Below are 21,302 nucleotides of genomic sequence, written 5' to 3' on the forward strand. Positions count from 1 at the left end.
CTTGTAGTAAGGTGCTTTTTTTACTGGCCGCCGGCGTCCGGGTCGTCGAAATAGCCCCACGCCAGAATCTCGCCGTTGGGGTGTAGCTCGGCGAGACCAGCGGAGATGCCGCCGGCCGCAAGAGCCGGCGTCAACGAGCCGGCAAGCAAGATCAAGGCAACGGCGCCGATCACGCTGCCGACGGCCTTATTCTGGAAAGTGCTGGAAAGTCGCTTATTCATGGGAATGCTCCTGTAATCATTGATTTTTAAGTTCCAGGATCGCCGAACGTTTGCCCTCGGGTCGATCCAGGAGGGTTAGCTTATCGGTCCGGTACGCCGCCCCCTGCCTCGCCCGCAGGCTCTGCCGACTGCGAGACGATCCCGGTCACCGTTTTAGTACCTGCCTTGGTCGGGTTTGTAGAAGAAATAGTCGGCCTCGTAGGGCACCAACGCTTTCTTTCCGACGTCGGCCGGTTCGCTGCAGCCGGTCTCGGGCGCCACGCCTCCCGCCGTGTTCAGCCGCTGGATGAAAGAGGTCGGTGTCAGTTTGTGCCCGCCTGTCGGCCCGTCTTGCGACCCCGCCCGCTTGACCAGGAGCCAGGGAATCGCGCCCGGTGCGACGAAGGCTGCGTCGTCGGAAGACTTGAACCCCCGCGCCCAGACGGTGCTCGAGTCCCGCGAATGCCGCCAGGTGACGCGAGGCGTGACGTTCTCCGACGGGTCGGGGTTGAGGTTGGGGCTGAGGAAGTGGGTGATGACCTGCTGGTCGCCGTGGCCGAACAAGGTGGCCTGCGGGCTGAAGAAGCTCCAGGCGAAACCGGATTCCGACGGCAGGCAAACGTAGTTCTGGGTGCCGAAGGCGTGAGCCTTGAAGAAAGCCTTGTGCCCCGCCTCCACCTGAATATCCGTAGGCACGGGTGGCGGCGTGATGGGGTCGGCGTGGACCGATTGCGGCAGCGATACCGTACCGGCCACGATGGCGGCGAAGGCCAAGGGCAGAACGCGGCGTGCGGTCGCACATTGGGCTGCGTGGGTAGTGTTCATGGGTATCTCCATTCGCGCTTGATGCGCGGTATGTGAGTCGTGAATATGGGTTTTTACGGCTTGAGCCTAAGCAGCGGCCCCTGCAGATCGGGGTAGTTGCTGGTATTGAGAATTTGAATACCCGCACGATGCTCGCCATTGAAAGGCGTGACGTTGTCGGGACAGCCGGCGGCTACAGCGTCCTCCGGCGAGTTGAACCAGATGCCGACGTGATAGGTGTGGACTGGCGCGGTTTTCGGGCTCTCCGCCGCGTCGGGGAACGGAGGATCGTTGTGCACATGGGGCGCGGGCGCGACGTTCGGCGCCACGATAAAGGTCTCCTCGTTGAAGCGCCCGAGGAAGTGGCCGTAGCCCTTGCCGACACGGTTGGTCTGCAGGTCGCCCTGATACCAGGACAGGCCGAACGGGGCATGAGGCACTTGAATCACGAAGGCGTCGAACTCCACCCGCGGCGGCAAGCCTTCGATTCTGACGTCCATGACTTCGACATTGCCCTGCGTGCGGACGCGCACGTAGCCTTTGGCATCGGGCGCACAAGCGGCTCCCAGCGTAGCGGGACGCACCAGCGGGAATCTGATCTCGTCATTGGCATGAACGGGAGCGCTGGAAGCGGCGACGCAGGCCACCGCCAAAGCGACGTGAATGGTCGAACGGAAGTATTTGTTTATCACGACGGTATCTCCTGAGAGTGGTTATGGATGTGGGGAGCTTGTCGATCGCTCCTTGACCCATGATTCCGGTCATGCATCGCGTTGGTTCAAATGATTTTTCGAAAAATTTCCAGGCCTGAATTCCCGAATCCAGGCGCGACGAAAACTAGGAGGAATCGCAATTCAAAGGTTCTCGGATAAGCGGAAGCCCTCGACAGGGGACGGAAGGCGGAAACGGAAATACTGGAGCGCGAGACGAGGGGGCAGCAATCCCAGTAGGAGCAATGATTCGGCCGCAACAGGGCGCTTCTCCAGACTAGCCGTCTTGAAATCCGACCGGCGTCACTCTTCCCGTATTCATCGTCGGACTGAGGCCGGAAAGCAGGGTCGATCCAGCTTTCCGGCCCCCGTCCGGCCGCTCAGTAAGCAAACGGGCTGGACCAGTCGGGTGAGGCGCCTCTCGTGATTTCAGCCTCGCTGTAGAAGCGCCCGATACGGCCATGGTCTGTGAGCAGTACGCCCCCGCCCGGCGCCGCGCCGAAACGCCCCGCGAATGCGAATACGGGCGGGAGTGACGCTCTTGTTGAGCGCTGGAACGTGTAGCTCTTGAGCTTGCGCCAGCGCGTGCGGCCGTCGTCGGATACCCACCAGGTGAACGTTTCCTTTACGGTATCCTTACCCAGGTATCCCACCTTCCGCTCAAGTTTGATCAGGTCGTCGATGTTGTTATTGTTGAGATCGGCGACGTACAGGGAACTCACGTCGTCCGCCAGGGAGGGATTGAGTCTTTGCCAGCGCCCCTGGCCGCTTTGCGAGATCGACCAGCGCCCGTTCTGCAGGGCGAGCACGTCGGTGACGCCGTCGCCGGTGAAGTCGCCGAAGCGCAGCTTGCTCATCGGAAAGGACGAACTCTGTATGTTCTGCCAGGCGGGCGCCGACAACGACGTCACCTGCCATTGGCCGCTCGGCATGCGTCTGAAGGCGTGCGTCGTCCGCCGCGTCGCGCCGGGACGATGGTCGCGCACGCTAGGATCGAAACGGCCGAATGTTACCTCGCTCAACGGGGCCCCGAATGCGCCGATGCTCTGCCACGGCCCCGTGCCGCCGCTGGCGATCACCCACTCCCCGTTACTTTCGGTCAGCACGTCACACCGGTTGTCGGCATCGAAATAGCCGAGCCGCACCTGGTTCAGGCGCTCGGTCCGTGCGCTGAGATAGCTCCAGGGAAACTCGCCATAACTCGAAAACCACCAGGTCTGGCCGGTGGCGAGGAACAAATCGTCGATGCCGTCGCCGTCGAAATCGCAGACCCCGTAGTTTCCATAGGAGTCGTTATTGATGGTGTTGTTGGGCCCGAGATGGATGACGTCAAGGTCGCTGCGGTTTTCCACCGCGATCGCATCATCGCCCCAGTCGTTCTCCAGCCCCTCATGCGGAAACACGTTGTCGTGGATATTGACGGCCTCTTGCGGCCGACCGCGAATTTTGATTGCGTTGCCAGCCTGATACTGGAAGGCGTTGTTGGCGTACTCGAACCGCACGCCCGCCCGGCCGCCGAAGCCATTGTCTCCGGTGCCGTGGATATCGAATTGATGAGTATGGATGCCGAAGTAAGGCCAGTGATCTCCCCCACCTTTCAGCACCAGATTCCTCAGCGCTTCGTAGCCCCCTGTATCGCCCGCCGCCGCGATAGCGTGTCGATTGAAGTCGAACAGGTTTTCGTAGACCCGTGCCCAAGCTCCGTGATGAACTTCAACTCCGTAACCGGCGGTGTGACTGTTGCTTAGCATGCGTGGATGCTGGTTGTGGTGGATGTAGTTATGGAAGACCCTGACTTGCTCGGGATGGCCGATTCGCTCGCCCGGACCATTGTTCGGAGGTTGCTGTCCAGGCCCTTCTGCCGGCTGATGTTCTGCATCGCCTTCATCGAGTATCTGGATGCCCTGACCGCCCCAGCCGGCGATCTCCATGTTCGATATCTCGACGTTGAGGCAGCGATGGACCAGGATGCCGATGTCGTAATCGTATTGCTGGCCGAAGCGGGGGCCGTACAGCCTGAAACCGGAGATGCGGACATTGTCGTTCGTCGGACCTGGCGGCAGCTGAGGATCGGGCGCAGGACAATCGACTGAAAGAAAGACTTTTTCGTCGTCGCTGCGGTGCGGCCCGAACTTGAGCAGCGGTCCCAGCGAGCGGGGTGTTCGGGCCGGCGGCGGTAAGGTGTCGGGCGATGCCGTCGAGGCTGCAGAGGTGCCGGTGTCGAAAGCTTGCGCGCTCGTCAGGGTGACGCAGGGCCCGAAGTTCAGTGGAAGCTGGTCCGGACTCGCACCGGTGAAGTCCAGTTCGACATTCGGCCCCAGGACTATGGTTCTGTTGGCTATTCCGACATTGTCTACCAGTTTTTGCAGCATGAGATCGTGATGTGGCTTGTCGACCCGCGGGTCGGCTTCGCGAATCTCGACGACCTGCGGCGCTGGGTCTTGCGGACAAACCCGCTGGGCCGTGGGTTCCGGGGGAGACTCTGCCTCTTTTACCTCGATCACCGTGGTGGCTATGGTTTTCGGGTTGCCATTGTCCGTCCGCATTTTCAGCGTGTATCGATAAGCTCCCGGCGCCGTGAAGGTCTTGGTCATGCTACCGTGATCGTCGACGGCTTGGCTCCCGACTTCGAAACCTTGGATGGAGGCGCAGCCGCGCGTGACGGTTGCCGACCAAGACAACTGGCTCGAGACCGACCCGCCCGGATTTACTGAGAGCGTGGCAGGACTGGCGCTGATGTGGCCCGTTGCGGCTGGAATGCAGGCTGGGGTTGGGTCCGGCTCAGGGCTCGGATCGTCGCCGGGGTCCTTGACCGGACGTAGCGCGCTCGCCGCGCTTGCGTAAGCGAGTGTCACGGCGAGCGCGATGATCGTCCACCAACGTGGGGGACGGTTTGTTTTGGAAAATGTGATCATGTTGGTTTCCTCGTATAGTCACGACCGGGTTTGCGCTCTCTCGTGGCGAGTCTTCAGCGCGAATTTCCTTATGGCGCTCCAGAAGTCGCGTCGCTTGCGCTGTGGGATCGGAGGTCGCTACAACCGCACGGCCAACTGGCTCCCGCAGATCTCGATCTCGGCGTTTACCAGCGACCTTATCTGTTGGGCGCAGGCCCGAGCCTGATGCGGATCGTTGAAGAAAGCCGAGATGATTCCGGCGGTTTCGTAAGAATGACCGTTGCAGGAACGAATCAATTGGTTGATGAGCATGTTCATGACACCTCTCCCATGAAGAATTGCTTTCCTGAACTTTCGGATGCCTACCCCAGGCAGCGATGGGGGCCATGCTGCAGCAAGCTTTCCCCCGCTCCTTCACCGATGATTCCGTTCAGGCGTCGTCCTGGTTCAAGCGCTTTTCACCTCTCTGTCCACGCCGAGTTTTTCTCCTGCCGTCAGGGCGAAGGCTGCGGACTTGTCGGCGGAGTGGTCGGTGGACCGCTCCGTCGTACGGGCACAGCAGAGTTACTTTTCGGGTTTTCCGGCCTGCACGGGTAGATAGAACTGGCTGGCGACCAAAGCCGAGGCTTCACCCGCGGGGCCACTTACCACGTTGTGCCTGCCGCCGACCAGGATGCCTACATCCGTCCGCAAGGCTTCGTGCGCCGAGTCCAGTAGCTCGTCGCTGGCGGCCACCAGGCTCAGGTCGACGCCTGCGATGTCGTTTTGCCCGAACGAATTGAGCCGGTATTCCTGGAATGAAAGGCAGGGTGCGGCGATGCACACAATCCCGGTATCCACCGTCCGGAAGAAGGTGCCGCTAGGCCGTGCGTCGGTCGCCGCCAGCCAGACCTCCGAGGCTTCGAATAGGCCGGGCGTGTTCAGCGGCGAGAACGGCTTGACAGTCAAATGGCCTTTCAGCAATACCGTGCCGTTCTTGACGCGAAGGTGTATGGAATCTTCCTGATCGGGCGGCAGATTGAGGGCCTGCAGGGAAACGTCCGCGACGTAACATTCCGGGCGCAGTCTGCCGTCGGCGCAGCGGGTGGTGAGACGGTTGACGCTCTGAACGAACACGCCGCCGCACAGGGGCGAAGCGCATTTGCGCAGGTCCGGACGGACGCTGAAATAGCCGAAGTTGTCGCCGGCGATGGGGGGCGGTAGCGGCGGAGCCGGGTCGTGCGGACCGCCGATCGGCCGAGCCGCATGGGCAAAATTGCCGGCGCAGGCCAGCCAGAACGTGGCAACTATCGCCAAGACCATGCTTGCCCTTGAGAGCAGACGCAGGGGAGCATCGAGTGTGTTTGGTATGTTTGAAAATGAGCTGGTATTCATCTTGGGTCCTCTCTGTAGATTCGTGTCGATTATTAACCAGGCCCAAAAGTATCCGCGGTAAAATAATACCTAAGTCATTGATATGACTTTACGTGTAGCCAGGATATTTAAGGGCCACCTTAATAACGCGGGGAGGGTGGCTGACGTTGTTTAGCGCCCACCCTGATTGAGTCGTGGCCAATCGCTACCCGAGTTCAAGGTGTTTTCCGCTTCAAAAGGGCGCGTTTCTACCGCTCCCTGTCCCATGATTCGGGGCAGGTATCAATTTGGTTCAAACGCTTTGGCAGAAATCGCCCGACTAGTAGGAGTACTGAACGTAGGCCCAGAATCGGGTGAGGTCGAAGGCCTGGCTGGTCGCCGAGTTTCGGGCGACATTGATGGCATTGCGGTCGGCCTGGTAATCGGCCCATTTGAGGCCGGCGAGGAAATGGCTGCCGAAGGCGCGTTCGGCCTGCAGATCCCATTCGGAACCGTAGGCATAACCGTCGCGATCGGATAGAAAACGGTGGTAAACCGCGCTGATTTGCACCCCGGACAGCCTGGCGGAAAATGTGACGAAGTGATCCTGGATACCGTCCCCCGGCGTGATCAGGAAACGGTCGGCGACGCCCTGAAAGGCATGATTGGTGCCGAGTGGCGTTTGAAACGACCGGGCGCCGCCGTCGCCTTCCAGACGCTCGTAGTCGTATTTCAACCCTAGCGATTCGAGAATTCCGCCCACGGCGTAACTCAGGCCCAATTCGGCCAGCGCATAGTTGACGGCGATGTGGTTCGGATTGTTGCTGTAGTCGTGCTGAGTCGCAAACTCGCCGGCGTAGGCGAGGCGCAGGCCCGAACCCAGCCCGCGGTCGCCCTGGACGCGCAAACCTGCGGTGGCGGTGGAAAAGCGCCGGGATCTCGGAGAGCTGAACTCCAGCAAATAGGCATAGCCTTCAAGCTTGATGCCGGCCAAGCCGCTGTATTGCAGGTTCAGCGCATGGCTGTTGGAGCGGAAGTCGGCGGCGTCCGGCAATGGGTTGTCCTCGCCGAATATGCGGTTGACGTTCCAGATGTAGCTGTAGTCCAGGATGGTTTTGGGCAGCGCCAGACTGAGCACGCGTACGGCATCGAAGCTCTGGAAGTGTTGGCGCCAGGCCACGTCGCCCACGAAGCGCTGAAAAGGGGCGGGGCGGTGGGTGATTTCCTGTCGCCCCAAGGTCAGCACCGTTTTCGGCAGACCGCCGTAGCGCAGGTAATATTGCTGAATTTCCGTGCTCTCCGCGTCGGCGATGAGCGCGCGATCGCTTACGCGATTGGATCCGTCGTTGAATGTGTGCTCGCTGCCGACGACGCGTACGTCCTGAATCTGGAAGTACAGGCTCACGTCGTGGAAGGTTCCAGTGCGATAACCCAGCGCGCTGCGCAAGGTCGAAGCGTAGGCCGGTTTGAGGGTCGGCCTGGCGTCGTCGGCATATTCGAAGCGATAACGCAGGAACAGATCCGGCTTGCCGCCTATCAGGCTTTGCCACAGACCATCGGCCGCCCGTCCGGCGAGCGGCAAGGCGCAAAGAAGCAGCCCCACGACCGCGGCAATCCGAACAGACCCAGTCGGCCGATGGGGCCTGGCGGTCATCGATCCGCGTAAGCCGATTTACCTGTCGCGGGCTCACGGGGCAGGCCATCCCTGAGCGTACGAAGCAAGGTGTAGATGTCCATTGCATGTTCGGGAAACGCCGGCTTGCCGTTTCCATCGCGAGTCAGCAGTTGTTTGATCTGCTCCGGCGTAAGCACCGGGTTCAATTCGAGCAACAGAGCGATAGCGCCACTGACATGGGCGGCAGCCAGAGAACTACCAGACACGAAATCATAACCATCCTCCGGTACGGTCGTGAGGATTTCGACACCCGGTGCGGCAACCACGCCCGGATAACGGGAACGCCAGGCCGGTTGCGCAGGCTGTCCATCCGGTCCGGCGGAAATCACCGGTATCGCCAGCGGCAATTCGGCGGGGAACCCCGGCTCGTCCTGCTTCTCCATACTGGCGGCGACCACGTTGATGCCCCGCGCGTGAGCGGCTTCCAGCAGCTTGCTCAACAGCTCATCCGGGGAACCCGCCAGGCTCAGATTGATGATGCGGGCACCGCTATTGATCGCCGCATCCAGCGCTTTTGCCAGCGACCAACTGCTGCATTGCGCCTTGGCCCCGGTTTGATCCGGATACCAGCAGGCTTTGAACACACTCACCTCGGCTTCCGGAGCGACGCCGTAGATGCCGACTCCGTCGTTGGCGCGGGCACCGATGATGCCGGTGACCGCCGTGCCGTGGCGGTCATGGATAAAACTGACGTCCCCCCCTTCGACGAAGTTGCCGATTTGTTTCAGGCGCCCTTTCAGATCCGGATGGTCTTTTTCGGCACCCGTGTCCACCACCGCGATCCCGACACCCTTGCCGGTGGCGATCTCATGCGCGGAGTCGGCATGGATGAGCTGAGGCCCGTAACCGATGGATGCGAAAGGATCGCTTTCCCCGCTTTGCAGGCCTTCGAACACCTGATTTTCCTCCGCCAGCACCACCCGGGGGTCGGCCTCCAGTTGCTCTATCACCCACCGCAGATCCTTTTGCTCCGACACCTTGTAGACCAGGCAGTCCACTCCGATGGAGGAAAGCGGAAACTCGCCGGACTCCTCGATGCCATGGCGTTTTCCCAGTTCACCGCCGATGGATGTCCAATCGTTCCTGAGCGTCTCCGGCAGGGTCACCAATATCTGGCGACTCGACATCTGTTTCGGTGGTTCGGTCGACTGCCCGGACAATTCGGCGCAACCCAGCAGGTTCGCCGCGACGGCGATAACCGGGAACAGGGCGCGCCTTGGTCGTTTCATGAGCCCGGCGAGACAGCAGGGACGGGCTGAGCCAGGCGCACCTTGGGATGATCGCGCAAGATGACCAACGATAGGTCGGCCTCGGCGGCCGGCACCTCGACGGTATAGCTTCCAGTCAGCGAAGGACCCCGGCAGATCTGCGCCTTGGCTTGTTTCAACAAGTCGGCCAGCTCCCCTGTCGTCATGTCTTCGGCGAACACCAGACGGACGAGCATGCCCTGGGACTTTGCAGGAGATTCCGTATCGGACAGGGTTTGAAAGACGGCCCGCTCGTCCGGAATGGGCTGGGGAGGGAGCGCGACGAGCACGGCGAGTGCCGCGAGCGCCAGCGATTCCACGGCCAAGGTCCAGCGGACGGGGGTGGGGGTTTGCGCCAACCAAGCACCCAGGCGCCGAAACCATCCGATCTCGGCGGCCGGAGCGGCGCGCGGCCTAGCCGAAGCCGACTCCAGTTCGTCCACCGCGGCAAGCAGGCTTGCAAAGTGGGCCGGCGAGGGCTTCCAATCATCCGCGGATGCCGGGAAATGTTCGACTAAGGCCGAGCAGTTCGATAATTCCTCCCGGCAGATCTCGCATAGTTCCAAATGTCGCTGTACCGCGTCGTTTTCGCTCGACGTCAGGTTGCCCTTAACGTACCAAGGTATCAGCTTTACCAGCTCGTCATGTTCGTCGGCTGGCGCCTGATTGGGCTGAGTCGTCGTCATATCGTTACCTTTTGCCCCGGCAGGGTGTAGCCTTTGCGCGCCATCAGCTCTGCCAGATGTTTGCGGGCGTGAAACATACGGGTCTTCACGGTATTGAGCGGGCAATTCATGATATCGGCGATTTCCTGATACGACCGGTCTTCGCTGAAACACAGTTCGAGCACCAGTCGGTGGTCGGCGGAAAGCTGGGAGAGTCCCCAGCTGATGGCGTCTCCCAACTCCCAGCCCATGACGATGCGTTCCGGTCCGGACGCTACCGGGCTCGCGGCATCGTGGGATGTCGAAACGGCTTCATCCTCGCTTTCGACCTCGCCGGGCCATGCATCGAGGGATTCCTCCCGCCGGCGATGGACCCGCTCCAGCAGCTGTAGTCCCTTGTTGTGCGCGATGCCGAACAGCCAGGTGGAAAGCCGCCCCCGCTCCGGATCGTAGCGATCGGCCATCTGCCAAACGGTCAGCATCACGTCGTTAACCGCCTCTTCGACCCATTCCCGCTGTTTCAGCATTTTCATGAGGAACCTCGCCAATCCTTCCGCATACAGGTAATAAAACTCCTCGAAGGATTTGCGGTCTTTCTCGGCAACGCGCTTGATCAGCGCCACGCCCACCGATTCGTCCGTACGTTTTACCACCCTGGCCTCCAGAACCTTACGTCATGACCCGTACTCGTAAGCCAGCGACGTTACAACAGAGAGTCGTCGATGGTCGAGCGTTTGGCGTGAAGGTACGGAAACCTTTTACCGATGATTCGGGGTAGAACCCCTTAAGGTTCATTTCATCCAAAATTTTTTTGGATGAAATGAATTATTGAAGTAGGGAAAGACTCGGGCCGGCTGGATCGGAGTAGAGTCCAGGGAAGTGGCGTAAATCGGGGAAGTGATGGAGAGGCTTTCGGCGTAGCCGGTAAAGTGGGAGCAACACGCCCTGTCACCCCGCCGCTCCTTGCCGGCGTAAACTGCCTCCATCACCGCCTGCAGATCGTCATAGACCGTCCGCCGCAGCTCGCCGCCGAAAAAGGCGAAGGCTTAGGTCTGTGCGTCAGGCGTCTCCTGGCGGTAGACCGCCGCGATGCCGGATTTAACGGCCGTCTCCCGTCGCCGGGCTCACGGCGACCGGCCTACCGACTTCGCGGTCGCGCTCTTTCGTCATCATCATGCGTTGGACGATCAGGGAAACGCCGACCGCGATGAGCAGGACCGCGAGGCTCAGTTCCAGCGTCAGGAAGGCGCCGATCTTGAACCAGGCGAAGGCGGGATGGACGAAACGCACCAGCCAGCCGGCAATTTCGTCCGCGATGGCGGACACGAAAGTCAGGCCGCATAGCGCGATTTTGATGTTGTTGGCCAAGGGCGTGAACAGCAGCAAATGGGTCAGCGTGACGGCCAGCATGCCCATGGCGAACAGGTGGAAGTGGGTGACCTCCAACAGACTCTGATAGCTCTTGGGCTGGGTGAACTTTTCCTCCGAACCGAGGTAATACTCGACCACTGACTCGGGATTCAGTCCCATCTTGTGGAAATACATCATGCCGTTGCTGATCCACAGCAAGAGGATATAACCCAGAAACATCAACACGACGGTGTTGAGCAGATTCTGTCGGCGCTGCTCGCCGGTCACGAAAAATCTCATCGCGCATTCTCCTGTTTAACGGTGACCTGGTAGATCGCCATGACCTTGCGCGCACCGTCCAGGGCCGCGCGGGAACTGAGGGTGGCCCCAGCGATGCCGTCGATGCCGTGATCCAGCACCAGATCCTGTACCGGCTTGCGGTAAAGCTTCTCGAACCAGCGCACCGGTGGCTTGTATTCGGGCGGCTCATGAAATGCCAGGATTTCGATGCGGCTCAGCTCGCCTTTAGGGTCGAGCACGATCATCGCGGTTTCCGGCTGGGTGCGGACGGTGTGCGACTCGATCGCCGCATACCCCAGCGTTTCGGTGCCACGCTTGCCGACGTGGAAGGTGAACAGCTTGGAGTCCAGCTTGACCTTGCCGAGCCGCTCGATTTCCGCCGCCTGCTCGTCGCTCAGAAACACCGGCAAGGGCTCGATTACGACGCCCTTGCCGAAAGCAAGTTCGAAGGCTTCGTCCTTGCTGTAATACACCTCGGCTTGAGCCATTGCCGTAGCCAAACACGCCGTCAATGCCACTGCTTTCTTCAACATAAATGCCCCGAGATAACACGGCGACGGAGCACTCCGGTGCTCCATCGCCTATCGGTATTAGTAAATGAAGCCCACACCGAGATTAAACTCGTGTGGCCTTTGCCCACTGGCGGCACTGATATTGCGGTAATCCGCCTTGATCGAAATATTGGGGATAGGCTTATAGGTCAGCCCGCCCTGATAGATACGACGATCCCAGGAACGATCGTCGTCGAAGCCATCCGGGGCCTGGGCGATGGTGTCGTAGCGCTCGTAGCGCAGGAACGGGGCCAGATACTGGGTGCTCTCCTTCCACAGCAAGGGCATGATGTCGTAGGCCGCTTCGGTGTACCAACCGTAGTTCTCCTTGCCGACGATTACGTCATCAGCCGTCGGATCCTTGTCTCTGGCAGCCGACGTGTTCTGCCGACTGACCAAGCCGGCATCGCCGATATGCCCCCAGGCACCCAACGCACGGACCTCGAGGCCTCGGTAATGCCACTGGACATGGCCCTCATACAGTTGAGTGAAGACATCGGCCTTCTTGCCGTTCGCCTTCACGAAATTATCCTGTGCGGCGTTGCCCAAAAAGGTCGAGGCGCCCACCAATAAGCCGGGTGCAAAGCTGGGGGTGTAATCGAGCCGGCCGGTGAAGGCGAAATTCTCGGCAGCCGCCTTGCTGCCTCCCTGACGCCCTTCGCGTATGCCCTGATTGCTGAACTCCTCGGCGTTCAAGCCATTGACCGCGTACATGCGGTACTGCAGGTCGGGCACGACTTCGCCGAACAAGCCCGCCCCCACTTCGCGCCACGTCGAGGGAATAATGTAACGCTCCACGTCCGGCCGGATGTTGCCGTGGAAGGTAGTCGGTTCATGCATTTCGTTGATGAAGCCCATGGGCATCAGCATCAAGCCCGCGCGGATATTCGCATTTTTGTGCAGCAGGAAGTCGAGCTGGGAAAATTCGACCGAAACCTCGCCCTTCTCTTCGCTACCTTCCCCCGTCGTGGCGTGCTCGAACTCGATCTCGTTGTTCAGGATGATCCAGTCATTGAACTTGTATCCGGCGTAGATGACCGCTCTCAGCAGGTCTGCAGAATCTTTATTGCTGCCCTTATTCGCCGTGTAATTGGTGTACATGGCCTCGCCGTATCCGCCGATCGACAGTCCCCGATTGACGCGATAAACCTGCGATGCGGCCGGACCTAAACCGTACTGGCTTTTGTATTCGCGCGATTCGGGTATGAACAACTGGGTCTTTAGCTTCTCCACTTCCGTGGCCAGGATGTCGGTCTTGCGCTCTACCGCGGTCTTGGCCGGAGCTCCTTTGCCGCCGGCATCGGCCACCGCCGGGGGGGCGGACTTGGTCTGTGTCTCCTGGGCCGCTTTCAGCGACTTCACTTCTTCCTTGAGCGCTTCATTTTCCTGAGCCTTGCCTTTCAGCGCCTCGATTTCCTTTTGCTGCTGCTGAATGATCTTCCACATTTCCTCCAGGTTCGCCGGCGCGGACTGCGCCGCATGCGCGCTTCCCAGCCCCAAGGCGGACACCAATCCCAAAGTCACCCCGCATTTCGTGTTCGTACTCACCATTGGTCTCCCGATACTTGTAGAGTTGAGAATGATTCTAGGTAAATTGCAAGGTTATTGCAACGCATTCTCATCTCTATGGCAGGCGAGCACTGCATTTCATGTTGCCGGGTGACGCTATGCTCCGTTTTATGTCATAGTTCGGCGGCTTTTTCGGGGCACAGCCCCAGCGATTCGGAAATCTCGGAATTTGAATGAGTAAGACTAGAGTCCTGACCGGCATCACCACCACCGGTACCCCCCATCTCGGCAACTACGTCGGCGCCATCCGCCCTGCCATCGAAGCGAGCCACGACCACAACGTGCTACCGTTTTATTTCCTGGCGGATTACCACGCATTGATCAAATGCCAGGATCCCGAGCGCGTGCGCCAGTCGACGTTGGAAATCGCCGCGACCTGGCTGGCTTTGGGGCTGGATACGGAAAACGCGGTGTTCTACCGCCAATCGGACATCCCCGAGATCGCCGAACTGGCCTGGCTGCTGGGCTGCGTCACAGCCAAGGGTTTGATGAATCGCGCCCACGCCTATAAGGCGGCGGTGCAAGCCAACGAGGAAAGCGGAGAGAGCGATCCCGACAAGGGAGTGACCATGGGACTGTTCAACTATCCCATCCTCATGGCCGCCGACATCCTGCTGTTCAATGCCCACAAAGTTCCAGTAGGCAAGGATCAGATACAGCACATCGAAATGGCGCGCGACATCGGCGGCCGTTTCAACCACATCTACGGCGAGCACTTCACCCTGCCGGAAGCCGTGGTCGGAGAAGAAACCGCTATCCTGGCCGGGCTGGACGGCCGCAAGATGAGCAAGAGTTACGACAACACCATTCCCTTGTTTCTGCCGGAAAAGCAGTTCCGCAAGCTGATCATGAAGATCAAGACCAATTCGCTCGAACCCGGCGTGCCCAAGGATCCGGACACCTGCACCCTGTTCAGCATCTACCGGGCGTTCGCAACCAAGGAAGAAGTGGCGGACGTACGCCGCCGCTACGAGGACGGCATCGCCTGGGGCGAGATGAAACAGTTTCTGTTCGAATACCTCAACGACCATCTGACGGCCGCCCGCGAGCGCTACGACGCACTCCTACAGTCGCCGGACAAGATCGAGGAAGCCTTGCAGGATGGGGCGCGCAAGGCGCGCGAATTCAGCGCGCCATTCGTCAAGCAATTGCGCGCCAGCGTGGGCATACGCGGCCTGGCCGGCTGATCGGGCCACGCTTTCGCCCATGAGCGATTACATCGAAAAAAGAACCTTCGCCCGCTCGCCGGCGCATTGCCGGCTAAGCTTTAACCTGATCGACCGTGACGGTGTCCGTGACGGATCCTGCCTGGACGTCAGCGCCGCAGGTATATTGTTCATCACCGACCGGCCCGTCGAACCCGGTAGAGCCGTGGAAATCCGCACCTCTCCGGACAATCCCAACACACCGCCATTAACGGCTTTCGCGGAAATCACGCGCTGCATCCCGGACGAGCGCGGCTTTCAGATCGCCGCCGCCATCAAAGGCATCAAGGCGGACTGATCGCGGAATCAGGCGCCGCCCGTTCATCCATTACCTTCATGTACACGATAACCAAGGAAATCTACTTCTGTTACGGCCATCGCCTGATGAACCATCCGGGCAAATGTCGCCACCTGCATGGCCATAGCGTCAAAGCGGCCATCACCGTTCAGGCCGAGCAATTAAACGATCAAGGCATGGTGTGCGATTTTGCCGACCTGGCGACCTGCGCCCATGAATTCATCGATGGCCAAATCGACCATAACCTGCTGATCCATGAGAACGATCCGCTGCTGCCAGCACTCGAGGCGGCCCGTGAACGATATATGGCCCTGACCGAGCACCCGACCGCGGAATACCTGGCGCGTTTGATCTACGAATTCGTCAAGGAAAAAGGATTCGAGGTATTAAGCGTGACGCTGTGGGAAACCGCCAGCGCTTGCGCCACCTATAGCGAAGCCTGACCGGGCCCATGAGCACGCTCGAACCCATCAACAAATCCTACTGGCTGTCGCGGGTCTGCGAGGCCAACTACACGCGTTTGCTGACGCTGATACCGCATCTGCTCACGCTCCCCGTCGGTGTATCGGCGCGTGCCGACGGAACACCGGGTCTGGAGCTGGAACTTTTAGAGCGCTCGCCCTATACCCTGCTGATCGAACTGACCCACAGCTTCACCTGGGAGTTCGGTGCCCTGTCGGAACCTGCCGTGCGCATCCGCGTTTACCTGGACGCCCACACGACCGAAGTTCTCAGCGCGAAAGAGAGACCTTATGTCTTCGACATCATGCGGCATGATGCCGAGGCGCGGGAGGTGATGGATTACAAATGGTCGCTGAACTACTTCCTGGCCTTATGGCTGGACCACTGCATCGCCAGCGACTATCAGTTCCGCCGACCGGAATTGATGCAGGATGCATGCTACGCGAATGCCTGAAGCGGCCGTTCAGTCCCAGCGCTCATCCCGCACCTGCACCACGCCTCCTTCCACACGCACGGGGAAGCAGCTGAGGTCTTCGTAAGCCGGCGCCTTGAGAACCTTTCCCGTCCTGATGCAAAACCGCGCGCCGTGGCGGGGACAAACGATTTCGTAGCCGTCCAGCCGTCCCGAAGCGATCTCCGCCCCGTCATGGGTGCAGGCATCTTCGATGGCGAACAGTTCGCTTCCTACCCGAAAAACGGCGACGCTCACGCCGTCCACGTCCGCCACCACATGTTCGCCGTCGGCCAAGCCCGCCTCGGGCACGACATCCACCCAGTCCGACATGCTCACTCCGTGCTGACCGTCTCGCCCTCCTCCTTGAGGGCCGCTTCCAGGGAATGCCAGGCCAGGGTCGCGCATTTGACCCGCGCCGGATAAGCCCGCACACCAGCCAGCACGGCCAGCTTGCCCAGCTCTTCCAGATTCACTCTTTCGTCCTGCCCGGTGGTTATGCGATGGAACAGCTCGAACAAATGATGGGTCTCTTCCTCGGTCTTGCCGCGAACGATTTCCGTCATTAGAGAAGCCGAGGCGGTGGAGATAGCGCAGCCGGAGCCCTGGAAACTGACGTCCTCGATCACTTCGTCAACCACCTTCACGTACAGGGTGATGCGGTCGCCGCACAAGGGATTGAAGCCGTCGATCTTGCGGGTGTAATCGTCCATGACCCGGAAATTGCGCGGATTACGGTTATGGTCGAATACGACCTCCTGATAAAGGTCGCGGATTTGATCCAGCATCAGCCGAATACCTCGATGAGTTGTTTGATTCCATCGACGAGGATATCGATTTCCTCGAAGCTGTTGTAGAAGGCGAATGAGGCCCGCGCGGTCGCCGGCACGCCATAAAACTCCATCACCGGCATGGCGCAATGATGACCGGCGCGTATGGCGATGCCCAGTTGATCCAGGATGGTCCCGATGTCGTGGGGATGGATGTGCTCCAGGGTGAAGGACAGGATCGCGCCTTTCTCTCTGGCGGTCCCGATGACCGTCAACTGCGGAATCTGCGAGGCCTTTTCGGTGGCATATTTCAGCAGCGCGTGCTCGTGCGCGGCGATAACGTCGAGGCCTATGCCCCGCACGTAATCGATGGCCGCGCCCAGCGCGACGGCGCCTTCGATGTAAGGCGTGCCCGCCTCGAACTTGTAGGGCAGCACGTTGTACTCGGTGCGCTCGAAAGTCACCATGCGTATCATGTCGCCGCCGCCCTGCCAGGGCGGCATGGCCTTGAGCAGCGCCTCCTTGCCGTAGAGCACGCCGATCCCGGAAGGCCCGTACAGCTTGTGGCCGGAGAACACGTAGAAATCGCAATCCAGCGCCTGCACGTCGACCGCAAGATGCGGTATCGCCTGCGCGCCGTCCAGCAGCACCGGCACGCCGCGCGCGTGCGCCAGTTCCACGATGTGTTTGACCGGATTGATGGTGCCCAGCGCGTTGGACATGTGCGCGATCGCCACCAGCTTGGTCCGCTCGCTGAGCAAGGCCTCGAATCCGTCCAGCAGCAGTTCGCCGGCCCGGTTCATGGGCGCGACTTTCAGCACCGCGCCGGTCTGCTGTGCGAGCATCTGCCAGGGCACGATGTTGGAATGATGCTCCATGGCGCTGATGAGGATCTCGTCGCCCGGCCCGACGTTCGCCCTTCCGTAGCTCTGCGCCACCAGGTTGATGGCCTCGGTCGCGCCGCGCACGAAGATGATTTCCTCGGGCTTGCGGGCGTTGATGAAGGTCCTTACCTTGTCGCGTGCGCCCTCGAACAAATCGGTCGCCCGCTGGCTCAGCGTGTGCACGCCACGATGCACGTTGGCGTAATTGTGCTCGTAGACATTGCGGATCGCGTCGAGCACGGCGCGCGGCTTCTGGGCCGACGCGGCATTGTCCAGATAGACCAGCGGCTTGCCGTGGATCGATTCGGCCAGTATGGGGAAGTCGGCGCGTATCCTGGCCACGTCGAACTGGGCAGGCTTCAGTTGGGCGTTCATAGCCAATCCCTCCGGATGCCCGCCTGAGGAAACAGCCTCAACAACTGTTCCTGAGCCTGAGCGCGCAGCGAGTCCAGCGATATTTTTTCCACCATTTCATTGGCGAAGGCGAAGGTCAGCATGTTGCGGGCCGACTCGCGGTCCACCCCGCGCGACTCCAGGTAGAACACCGACTCCTGCGCCAGTTGGCCGACGGTCACGCCGTGCGAGCACTTCACGTCGTCGGCGAGGATTTCGAGCTGAGGCTTGGTATCGATCTCGGCATCGTCGGACAGCAGCAGATTGCGGTTGCTCATCTCGGCGCTGGTCTTCTGGGCATCCGGATGCACGACGATGCGGCCTTGGAACACGCCGTGGGCGCGGTCGGCCAGGACGCCCCGATAGGTCTCGTGGCTGACGCCCTGCGGCTTGCGGTGCTGGATCAGCGTGTGGTTGTCGACGTGCTGGCGCCCCTGCCCCAGGAACAAGCCGTTCAACTCGCATTCGCTGCCCGTGTCCAGGTCGGCATGTATCTCGGTGCGCGCCAGCAGGCCGCCGAAGGCCAGGTTATGGTGAGCGAAGCGGGCGTTGCGCGCCTGGGAAACATAAAGGCCGCCGAAGTGATAAGCCTTATCCGACTCGTTCTGCAATTTGTAGCCGTCGAGACCGGCGCCCTCGGACAGATCGATCTCGGTCACCGCCGCGCTCAGATAACTCTGTCCATCCAAGCCGGCGTAACTTTCCACCAGACGGGCCTGGCTGTTCTCGCCGAGGGAAATCAGGCTGCGGGTCGCGGCCAGGCCGTCCGCGCGCGTGGACACATGGAGTATCTGCACTGGCCGCTCGAGCACTACGCCGGCGGGAACGTCGAGATAAACGCCGTCGGTGAAATAAGCCGTGTTGAACGCGATGAAACCGTGCCGTTCGGCCTCCAGCGTACGGCCGAAACGCGCCTCCACCCGTTCGGGAAACTGTTCAAGGGCCCGGGACAGGCTCGCCAGGACGACGCCTTCCGGCAAACCGTCAAGACGCGAATGATCCGGGCTGTAACGGCCGTCCAGCAAGACCAGCACCCAGGCATCCTGCAAATAGAGCGGCGCCAGCCAGGCCGCATCCACGAGACTCGTCCCCGCAGCAAGAATGTCCGGCTGGAAGCGCTTCTTTTCGATGGCGGTGACGTTGGTGTATTTCCACTCTTCTTCGCGCGGAGACGGGAAGCCGCCCGCGGAGAATTGCGCCAAAGCCGCCCGGCGTTTGGCATTCAGCCAGGGCAGATCGCGGCCCGGCAGAGTCGCCGCCAGTTGCGGATACTGTTCGAGATAATGCGCCGCGCTCATGCTCATGCCGCCTTTTCTATCCAGCCATAGCCTCTGGTTTCCAGCTCATGGGCCAGGCTGGCGTCGCCGGATTTGACGATCTGGCCGTGCGCCAGCACGTGGACATAATCGGGCTTGATATAGTCCAGCAAGCGTTGGTAGTGGGTGACCAGGATGAACGAACGGTCCGCCGCGCGCAGGGAATTGACGCCCTCGGAGACGATCTTGAGCGCGTCGATGTCCAGCCCGGAGTCGGTCTCGTCGAGTATGCACAGGGCCGGTTCCAGCACGGCCATCTGCAGGATCTCGTTGCGCTTCTTCTCGCCGCCCGAGAAGCCTTCGTTGACCGCGCGGTAGAGGAACTTCTCGTCCATCTCCACCACCTTGATCTTCTCCTTGATCATGCGCAGGAAATCCATCGCATCCAGCTCGCTCAAGCCCTTGTGCTTGCGCACGGCGTTCAGGGCGGCTTTCAGCAGATAGATGTTGCTGACGCCGGGGATTTCGACCGGATACTGGAAGGCCAGGAACACGCCTTCGCGCGCCCGCTCTTCCGGCTTCATTTCGAGCAAATTCTTGCCGCGATAGGTGATGCTGCCTTCCGTGACCTCGTAACCCTCGCGGCCGGCCAGCACGTGCGACAAGGTGCTCTTACCGGAGCCGTTCGGCCCCATGATGGCGTGCACCTCGCCGTCGTTCACGGTCAGATTGATGCCCTTGAGGATGGGTTTGTCCTCGACACGAACGTGGAGGTTTTCGATTTTAAGCATGTTTTTGACCTTATCTAACGTGCGCATGGCGCATTCGATTCAAACTATCCGACACTGCCTTCCAGGCTGATGCCCAGCAAAGCCTGGGCCTCCACCGCGAATTCCATGGGCAGTTCCTTGAACACCTGCTTGCAGAAACCGTTGACGATCATGGACACGGCATCCTCGGCCGAGAGACCGCGCTGCTGGCAGAAGAACAACTGGTCTTCGCTAATCTTGGAGGTCGTCGCTTCGTGCTCGACCCGGGCGCTGGGCTGCTTCACCTCGATATACGGGAAGGTGTGGGCGCCGCAACGATCGCCGATCAACAGGGAGTCGCATTGGGTGTAGTTGCGCGCGTTCTCCGCGCTCTTGAGCACTTTTATCAAACCGCGATAGCTGTTTTGCGCCCGGCCGGCCGAGATGCCCTTGGAAATCACCGTGCTCTTGGTGTTTTTGCCGATGTGTATCATCTTGGTGCCGGTGTCGGCCTGCTGGCGATGATTGGTCAGCGCCACCGAATAGAACTCGCCGACCGAGTTGTCGCCGCGCAGGATGCAACTCGGATATTTCCAGGTGATGGCCGAACCGGTTTCGACCTGGGTCCAGGAGATCTTGGAATTGGCGCCCCGGCATTCGCCGCGCTTGGTGACGAAGTTGTAGATGCCGCCCCGGCCTTCCTCGTCCCCCGGATACCAGTTCTGCACCGTGGAATATTTGATCTCGGCTCCGTCCAGGGCCACCAGTTCGACCACCGCGGCATGGAGCTGGTTTTCGTCGCGCATGGGCGCGGTGCAGCCTTCCAGATAGGAGACATGGCTGCCCTCCTCCGCAACGATCAGGGTGCGTTCGAACTGGCCCGTCTTGGCCGCGTTGATGCGGAAATAGGTGGAAAGCTCCATCGGGCAGCGCACGCCCTTGGGGATGAAGACGAATGAACCGTCGGAGAACACCGCGGAGTTGAGCGCCGCGAAGAAGTTGTCGCCCTGTGGCACCACACTGCCCAGGTACTGGCGCACCAGCTCGGGATGGTTCTGGATGGCTTCCGACATGGAGCAGAAAATCACCCCCGCCTCGGCCAGCTTGCCCTTGAAGGTGGTGGCCACGGACACGCTGTCGAACACCGCATCGACCGCCACGCCGGCCAGCCGCTCCTGTTCGTAGAGCGGGATGCCCAGCTTGTTATAGGTGTCGAGCAGCTTGGGATCGACCTCGTCCAGGCTCTTCGGCCCCTCGCTCGCCTTGGGCGCGGAGTAATAACTGATAGCCTGGTAATCGACCGGATGATAATCGACATAAGCCCAGCGCGGCTCGGTCATGGTGAGCCAGTGCCGGTAGGCTTCGAGCCGCCATTCCAGCATCCACTCGGGCTCGTTTTTCTTGATCGAGATGGCGCGGACCACGTCCTCGCTCAAGCCCGGCGGCAGGGTGTCCGACTCCAGATCGGTGACGAAGCCCTGCTTGTATTCCTGGCTGATCAATTTTTCTATGGTTTGTGCTGTCGCTGACATGGGTC

The 21,302-nt window shown here is 60.5% G+C and carries 23 protein-coding genes; 4 read left to right on the plus strand and 19 right to left on the minus strand.

Going from position 1 to position 21,302, the window contains the following annotated elements; translation table 11 throughout:
• Positions 1 to 20: 20 nt before the first annotated feature.
• The 13 genes from JWZ97_RS10215 to JWZ97_RS10275 form a co-directional block, all read right to left on the minus strand.
• Positions 21 to 221, minus strand: coding sequence for a hypothetical protein (locus tag JWZ97_RS10215; RefSeq protein WP_205428549.1), 201 nt, complete (start codon positions 219 to 221; stop codon positions 21 to 23).
• A 153-nt stretch (positions 222 to 374) separates the two neighbouring features.
• Complete coding sequence (locus tag JWZ97_RS10220) at positions 375 to 1,025, minus strand: DUF3455 domain-containing protein (protein WP_205428551.1); 651 nt, start codon at positions 1,023 to 1,025, stop codon at positions 375 to 377.
• A 53-nt stretch (positions 1,026 to 1,078) separates the two neighbouring features.
• Positions 1,079 to 1,696 carry a hypothetical protein gene (locus JWZ97_RS10225; RefSeq protein WP_205428553.1) on the minus strand — a complete coding sequence of 206 codons (618 nt, stop codon included), beginning with the start codon at positions 1,694 to 1,696 and terminating at the stop codon, positions 1,079 to 1,081.
• A gap of 398 nt (positions 1,697 to 2,094) precedes the next feature.
• Complete coding sequence (locus JWZ97_RS10230; RefSeq protein ID WP_205428555.1) at positions 2,095 to 4,308, minus strand: VCBS repeat-containing protein; 2,214 nt, start codon at positions 4,306 to 4,308, stop codon at positions 2,095 to 2,097.
• Between the two features lie 438 nt (positions 4,309 to 4,746).
• Positions 4,747 to 4,926 (minus strand): hypothetical protein, encoded by a 180-nt coding sequence (locus JWZ97_RS10235; protein ID WP_205428557.1) that lies wholly within the window; start codon positions 4,924 to 4,926, stop codon positions 4,747 to 4,749.
• A gap of 246 nt (positions 4,927 to 5,172) precedes the next feature.
• Positions 5,173 to 5,910 (minus strand): DUF6748 domain-containing protein, encoded by a 738-nt coding sequence (locus tag JWZ97_RS10240; protein WP_205428558.1) that lies wholly within the window; start codon positions 5,908 to 5,910, stop codon positions 5,173 to 5,175.
• A 370-nt stretch (positions 5,911 to 6,280) separates the two neighbouring features.
• Complete coding sequence (locus JWZ97_RS10245) at positions 6,281 to 7,543, minus strand: hypothetical protein (protein WP_205428560.1); 1,263 nt, start codon at positions 7,541 to 7,543, stop codon at positions 6,281 to 6,283.
• 47 nt (positions 7,544 to 7,590) lie between these two features.
• Positions 7,591 to 8,844, minus strand: a complete 1,254-nt coding sequence (locus tag JWZ97_RS10250) for a S8 family serine peptidase (protein ID WP_205428562.1) — start codon at positions 8,842 to 8,844, stop codon at positions 7,591 to 7,593.
• Complete coding sequence (locus JWZ97_RS10255) at positions 8,841 to 9,548, minus strand: zf-HC2 domain-containing protein (protein ID WP_205428563.1); 708 nt, start codon at positions 9,546 to 9,548, stop codon at positions 8,841 to 8,843. Before JWZ97_RS10255 ends, JWZ97_RS10250 begins: the two co-directional genes overlap by 4 nt.
• Positions 9,545 to 10,180: an RNA polymerase sigma factor gene (locus tag JWZ97_RS10260; protein WP_205428565.1), complete on the minus strand. Its 636-nt coding sequence runs from the start codon at positions 10,178 to 10,180 to the stop codon at positions 9,545 to 9,547. Before JWZ97_RS10260 ends, JWZ97_RS10255 begins: the two co-directional genes overlap by 4 nt.
• 445 nt (positions 10,181 to 10,625) lie before the next feature.
• A complete protein-coding gene (locus tag JWZ97_RS10265) occupies positions 10,626 to 11,177 on the minus strand; it encodes a hypothetical protein (protein ID WP_205428567.1) in 552 nt (183 codons plus the stop codon).
• A complete protein-coding gene (locus tag JWZ97_RS10270; protein WP_205428577.1) occupies positions 11,174 to 11,710 on the minus strand; it encodes an FMN-binding protein in 537 nt (178 codons plus the stop codon). Before JWZ97_RS10270 ends, JWZ97_RS10265 begins: the two co-directional genes overlap by 4 nt.
• Before the next feature lie 57 nt (positions 11,711 to 11,767).
• Positions 11,768 to 13,279, minus strand: a complete 1,512-nt coding sequence (locus JWZ97_RS10275; RefSeq protein WP_371822484.1) for a hypothetical protein — start codon at positions 13,277 to 13,279, stop codon at positions 11,768 to 11,770.
• 191 nt (positions 13,280 to 13,470) lie between these two features.
• On the opposite strand from JWZ97_RS10275, the gene JWZ97_RS10280 reads away from it, so the two are divergent.
• Genes JWZ97_RS10280 through JWZ97_RS10295 form a run of 4 tightly spaced genes read left to right on the plus strand, consistent with a single transcriptional unit; the run spans position 13,471 to position 15,716 of the window.
• A complete protein-coding gene (locus JWZ97_RS10280; protein ID WP_205428579.1) occupies positions 13,471 to 14,484 on the plus strand; it encodes a tryptophan--tRNA ligase in 1,014 nt (337 codons plus the stop codon).
• Positions 14,485 to 14,503: 19 nt separating this feature from the next.
• Entirely contained in the window at positions 14,504 to 14,800 is a 297-nt protein-coding gene (locus tag JWZ97_RS10285) for a PilZ domain-containing protein (RefSeq protein ID WP_205428581.1), read from the plus strand.
• Positions 14,801 to 14,838: 38 nt separating this feature from the next.
• Positions 14,839 to 15,243: a 6-carboxytetrahydropterin synthase gene (locus JWZ97_RS10290; protein ID WP_205428583.1), complete on the plus strand. Its 405-nt coding sequence runs from the start codon at positions 14,839 to 14,841 to the stop codon at positions 15,241 to 15,243.
• A gap of 8 nt (positions 15,244 to 15,251) precedes the next feature.
• The gene (locus tag JWZ97_RS10295) at positions 15,252 to 15,716 is read left to right on the plus strand and encodes a DUF1249 domain-containing protein (RefSeq protein ID WP_205428585.1); all 465 of its coding nucleotides are present in this window, start codon (positions 15,252 to 15,254) and stop codon (positions 15,714 to 15,716) included.
• 9 nt (positions 15,717 to 15,725) lie between these two features.
• Here JWZ97_RS10295 and JWZ97_RS10300 read toward each other — a convergent pair whose 3' ends face one another.
• The 6 genes from JWZ97_RS10300 to sufB are packed head-to-tail and all read right to left on the minus strand — an operon-like array spanning position 15,726 to position 21,297.
• On the minus strand, positions 15,726 to 16,046 hold the full coding sequence (locus JWZ97_RS10300) for a non-heme iron oxygenase ferredoxin subunit (protein WP_205428587.1): 321 nt from the start codon (positions 16,044 to 16,046) through the stop codon (positions 15,726 to 15,728).
• Between the two features lie 2 nt (positions 16,047 to 16,048).
• Positions 16,049 to 16,501, minus strand: coding sequence for a Fe-S cluster assembly sulfur transfer protein SufU (gene sufU, locus JWZ97_RS10305; protein ID WP_205428589.1), 453 nt, complete (start codon positions 16,499 to 16,501; stop codon positions 16,049 to 16,051).
• Entirely contained in the window at positions 16,501 to 17,742 is a 1,242-nt protein-coding gene (locus JWZ97_RS10310; RefSeq protein ID WP_205428591.1) for a cysteine desulfurase, read from the minus strand. The genes sufU and JWZ97_RS10310 overlap by 1 nt, the downstream gene beginning before the upstream one ends.
• Positions 17,739 to 19,058 (minus strand): Fe-S cluster assembly protein SufD, encoded by a 1,320-nt coding sequence (sufD, locus tag JWZ97_RS10315; protein WP_371822486.1) that lies wholly within the window; start codon positions 19,056 to 19,058, stop codon positions 17,739 to 17,741. The genes JWZ97_RS10310 and sufD overlap by 4 nt, the downstream gene beginning before the upstream one ends.
• Before the next feature lie 2 nt (positions 19,059 to 19,060).
• Complete coding sequence (gene sufC / locus JWZ97_RS10320; RefSeq protein ID WP_205434631.1) at positions 19,061 to 19,807, minus strand: Fe-S cluster assembly ATPase SufC; 747 nt, start codon at positions 19,805 to 19,807, stop codon at positions 19,061 to 19,063.
• Between the two features lie 44 nt (positions 19,808 to 19,851).
• Positions 19,852 to 21,297 (minus strand): Fe-S cluster assembly protein SufB, encoded by a 1,446-nt coding sequence (gene sufB / locus JWZ97_RS10325; protein WP_205428594.1) that lies wholly within the window; start codon positions 21,295 to 21,297, stop codon positions 19,852 to 19,854.
• Between the last annotated feature and the right edge of the window lie 5 nt (positions 21,298 to 21,302).

The organism is Methylococcus sp. EFPC2 (assembly GCF_016925495.1).
GTDB lineage: Bacteria > Pseudomonadota > Gammaproteobacteria > Methylococcales > Methylococcaceae > EFPC2.